General features: G+C 63.5%; 3 protein-coding genes and 2 pseudogenes. All 5 read left to right on the plus strand.

The annotated features are described in order from the left end of the window. Positions 1-133, plus strand: a pseudogene (locus tag EN893_RS40090) (twin-arginine translocase subunit TatC); the annotation flags it as partial. Positions 134-329: 196 nt separating this feature from the next. Continuing rightward, positions 330-1,634, plus strand: coding sequence for a serine--tRNA ligase (gene serS / locus EN893_RS23960; protein ID WP_127267600.1), 1,305 nt, complete (start codon positions 330-332; stop codon positions 1,632-1,634). Then, positions 1,634-2,392, plus strand: a complete 759-nt coding sequence (surE, locus tag EN893_RS23965) for a 5'/3'-nucleotidase SurE (RefSeq protein ID WP_023812184.1) — start codon at positions 1,634-1,636, stop codon at positions 2,390-2,392. Before serS ends, surE begins: the two co-directional genes overlap by 1 nt. Next, positions 2,389-3,042 carry a protein-L-isoaspartate(D-aspartate) O-methyltransferase gene (locus tag EN893_RS23970; protein WP_127267601.1) on the plus strand — a complete coding sequence of 218 codons (654 nt, stop codon included), beginning with the start codon at positions 2,389-2,391 and terminating at the stop codon, positions 3,040-3,042. The genes surE and EN893_RS23970 overlap by 4 nt, the downstream gene beginning before the upstream one ends. 196 nt (positions 3,043-3,238) lie before the next feature. Beyond that, positions 3,239-3,649 (plus strand): annotated as a pseudogene (locus tag EN893_RS23975) (peptigoglycan-binding protein LysM); the annotation flags it as partial.

Genomic DNA, 3,649 nt, shown 5'->3' on the forward strand with positions numbered 1-3,649 from the left:
GGTGTCCATCTGGGCTGCCCGGCTGATCGAGCGCGATCGGGAAAAGCAGCGCGTGGCACGCGAGAAGCAGGGCGCGGCGGAAGAGGTGGCGGACAAAGCACCGGACGAGCCCCCGGCACCTGCCTCCTCATAGGCGACAGAGCGGCTGCAGCGGCGGAAAAACATAGTCGTCGCCCCGTCCTCTTGCATCGATCCCGGATGCGGTTTACGCCCTCTGGCTGAAACGCATCGCGCTCAAAGCGATGCGTTTCAGTTTTGTTTTGAGCATGTCGTTGTCCCAAATCGCTGTGCACTTTTGGGCGACATGCTACCCAGGAGCGTTTCAAACCATGCTTGACATCAAATGGATTCGCGACAACCCGAAGGCCCTTGTCGAGGCGCTGGTGAAGCGCTCGTGGTCGGCCGGTGAGGCGCAGTCCATGGTCGACGGACTGATCGCCTCGGACGAGGCCCGGCGCGAGCACGTCACCGAGCTGCAGACCAAGCAGGAGCGCCGCAATGCCGCGTCGAAGGAGATCGGCAACGCCATGCGTTCGGGCGATGCCGCCCTGGCCGAGACGCTGAAATCCGAAGTCGGCGAGATCAAGGTCTTCATCCAGAACGGCGAGGCGCGCGAACGCGAGCTCGACAAGGCGCTGACCGATGCGCTGGCAGTGCTTCCCAACGTGCCGTTCGACGACGTGCCTGTCGGCAAGGACGAGCACGACAATGTCGTCAAGCACCTCGTCGGCAAGGTGCCGACGCGGCCGAACTGGGTGAAGGAGCATTTTGAGATCGGCGAAGCGCTCGGCATGATGGATTTCGAGCGCGCGGCAAAGCTGTCGGGCTCGCGCTTTACGGTGCTGAAAAGCGGACTGGCCCGGATGGAACGTGCGCTCGGCCAGTTTATGCTGGACCTGCATACGACCGAACATGGCTACGAAGAAGTCATCCCGCCGTTGATGGTCAAGGACGATGTTCTGTTCGGCACCAACCAGTTGCCGAAGTTCGAGGAAGATCTGTTCTTCACGCCGCACGGGGAGGGCAGGCTTGGCCTGATTCCCACTGCCGAGGTCCCACTCACCAACCTTGTGCGTGAAGAAATCACCGCGCATGAAAAACTGCCGCTGCGCTACACCGCGCTGACGCCGTGCTTCCGCTCGGAAGCGGGTTCGGCCGGGCGCGACACGCGCGGCATGCTGCGCCAGCATCAGTTCTACAAGGTCGAGCTGGTGTCGATCACGGACCAGGAATCGTCACTTGCCGAGCATGAGCGGATGACGCAATGCGCCGAGGAAGTGCTGAAGCGGCTCGGCCTGCCGTTCCGCACCATGACGCTGTGCACCGGCGACATGGGCTTTGGCGCGCGCAAGACCTACGACATCGAGGTCTGGCTGCCCGGCCAGAACGCCTATCGCGAGATCTCGTCCTGCTCGGTGTGCGGCGATTTCCAGGCGCGCCGCATGGACGCGCGCTACAAGGACAGAGACGGCAAGGGCAACCGCTTCGTCCACACCCTCAACGGCTCGGGCACAGCCATTGGCCGCGCGCTCATCGCCGTCATCGAAAACTACCAGAACGAGGATGGCAGCGTAACCATTCCTGAAGTGCTGCGGCCTTACATGGGCGGCCTGGAAAAGATCGAAGCGAAATAATGCGTATCCTCCTGACCAATGACGACGGCATTCATGCCGAGGGCCTGGCGTCGCTCGAACGCGTCGCGCGCACGCTGTCCGACGATGTCTGGGTGGTGGCGCCCGAGCAGGACCAGTCCGGCTACGCGCATTCGCTGTCGATCTCGGAGCCGCTGCGGCTGCGCAAGATCGGCGAGAAGCATTTCGCCGTGCGCGGCACGCCGACGGATTGCGTCATCATGGGCGTCAAGAAAATCCTGCCTGGCGCACCCGACCTGATCCTGTCCGGCATCAATTCGGGCGCCAATATCGCCGATGACGTCACCTATTCGGGCACCGTCGCCGGCGCCATGGAAGGCGCGCTGCTCGGTATCCGCTCGATCGCGCTCAGCCAGGGCTACAGCTATGTCGGCGAAGATCGCGTCGTGCCCTACGAGACGACAGAGGTGCTGGCGCCGGCGCTGCTGAAGAAGCTTGTCGCGACGCCGTTGCCGGACGGCGTGCTGCTCAACGTCAATTTTCCCAATTGCACGCCCGAAGAGGTCGCCGGCACGGTGGTCACCACGCAAGGCAAGCTCGTGCACTCCCTGTGGGTCGACGAGCGCCGCGACGGGCGCGGCCTGCCATACTACTGGCTGCGCTTCGGCGGCGAGCCGGTCGAGGGCAAGCAAGGCACCGATCTCTACGCCTTGCGCAACAGGCTGGTGTCGGTGACGCCGCTGCAGCTCGATCTGACCGCGCATGAAATCCGTGACCAATTGAGCAAGGCGCTTGCATGAACCAAGGGATCGATGACCGTGAAGGTTTTGCCGCCTTTCTGCTGCGTCTGCGCGGTCGGGGGACTGTACCGAAAGCGCTGATCGCCGCCTTCGAGGCGACGCCGCGGCGCGGCTTCCTGGCGGCCCAGTTCCATCAGATCGCCTGGTCGGACCGTATGCTGCCGATCGAATGCGGCGAGGCGATCGAAGGTGCCGACATGCAGGCGGCGGTGATCGCGGCGCTCGCTATCGAGCAGGGCAACCGCGTGCTCGAGATCGGTACCGGTTCGGGCTACACCTCGGCGGTGATGTCGCGGCTGGCGGCGCGGGTCATCACCACCGATCGCTACAAGACGCTCGCCGAGCAGGCCAGGCAGCGCTTCGAGGCGCTCGGCATCGGCAATGTCATCGTGCGCCACGCCGATGGTTCCGGTGGCCTGCCGAATGAAGGGCCGTTCGATCGCATCGTTGCATGGGCGTCCTTCGACAGCCTGCCGCGTTTCCTGCTCGACCAATTGTCGAGCGGCGGCATCGTCATCGCGCCGATCGGCCCCGAAGAGGGCGAACAGGTGCTGGCCAAGCTGACCAAGGTCGGCAGCCGCTTCGAGCGTGAAGACATCGGCCTCGTTCGCCTGCAGCCGATCCTGCGCGGTGTCGCCGCTATCATCTAGCGCGCATGTCGATGTTCAGGCCGCGCCGCGTCGGGTGCGTCTTCGACCCCGGCCGGCATGACCTGAAAATCTCCCCTGGGCTCGCTCTCTAATATTTTAAGAAAAATTGCGCCGGATTCCATGGGGTTAACCGTCGAGTAACATTAACGCGCTTTAATCATGCCTAGTTTGTACCGGGTATGTGCGGGTTAGTGCGATGCAACTCAGTGTTTTGAAGACAAGCGGTCGCAATCTGGCGCGAGGCTGCGCCATACTGATGGTCGCGGGTGCTGCTGCGGGGTGCAGTTCCCAAGTTTCGCGGTTCAATGGCGTCGACGACGTCTTTACATCCTCGACCAACAATCAGCGCACCATCATCAACAAGCAGGATGCCGTACAGCAGCCTTATCCGGGCGATGTCGCCGCCGCTCCGATCGATGGCAGCCATACACAGTCGGTCAGCCGCTCCAGCCTCGATCCGGTCTCGACGCGGCCGCTGCCTCCGCCCGTTGCCCAGGCTCCCGAAGTGGCGCCGGTATCGAAGCCGGTGCGCACCGCATTGGCTCCCGCACCGCATGTCGACAGGACCACGACCGGCACCGTCGCCCCGGTGGCATCGCCTTTCAAG

Source organism: Mesorhizobium sp. M7A.F.Ca.CA.004.04.2.1, assembly GCF_004022825.1.
In the GTDB taxonomy this organism is placed as follows: Bacteria; Pseudomonadota; Alphaproteobacteria; order Rhizobiales; family Rhizobiaceae; genus Mesorhizobium.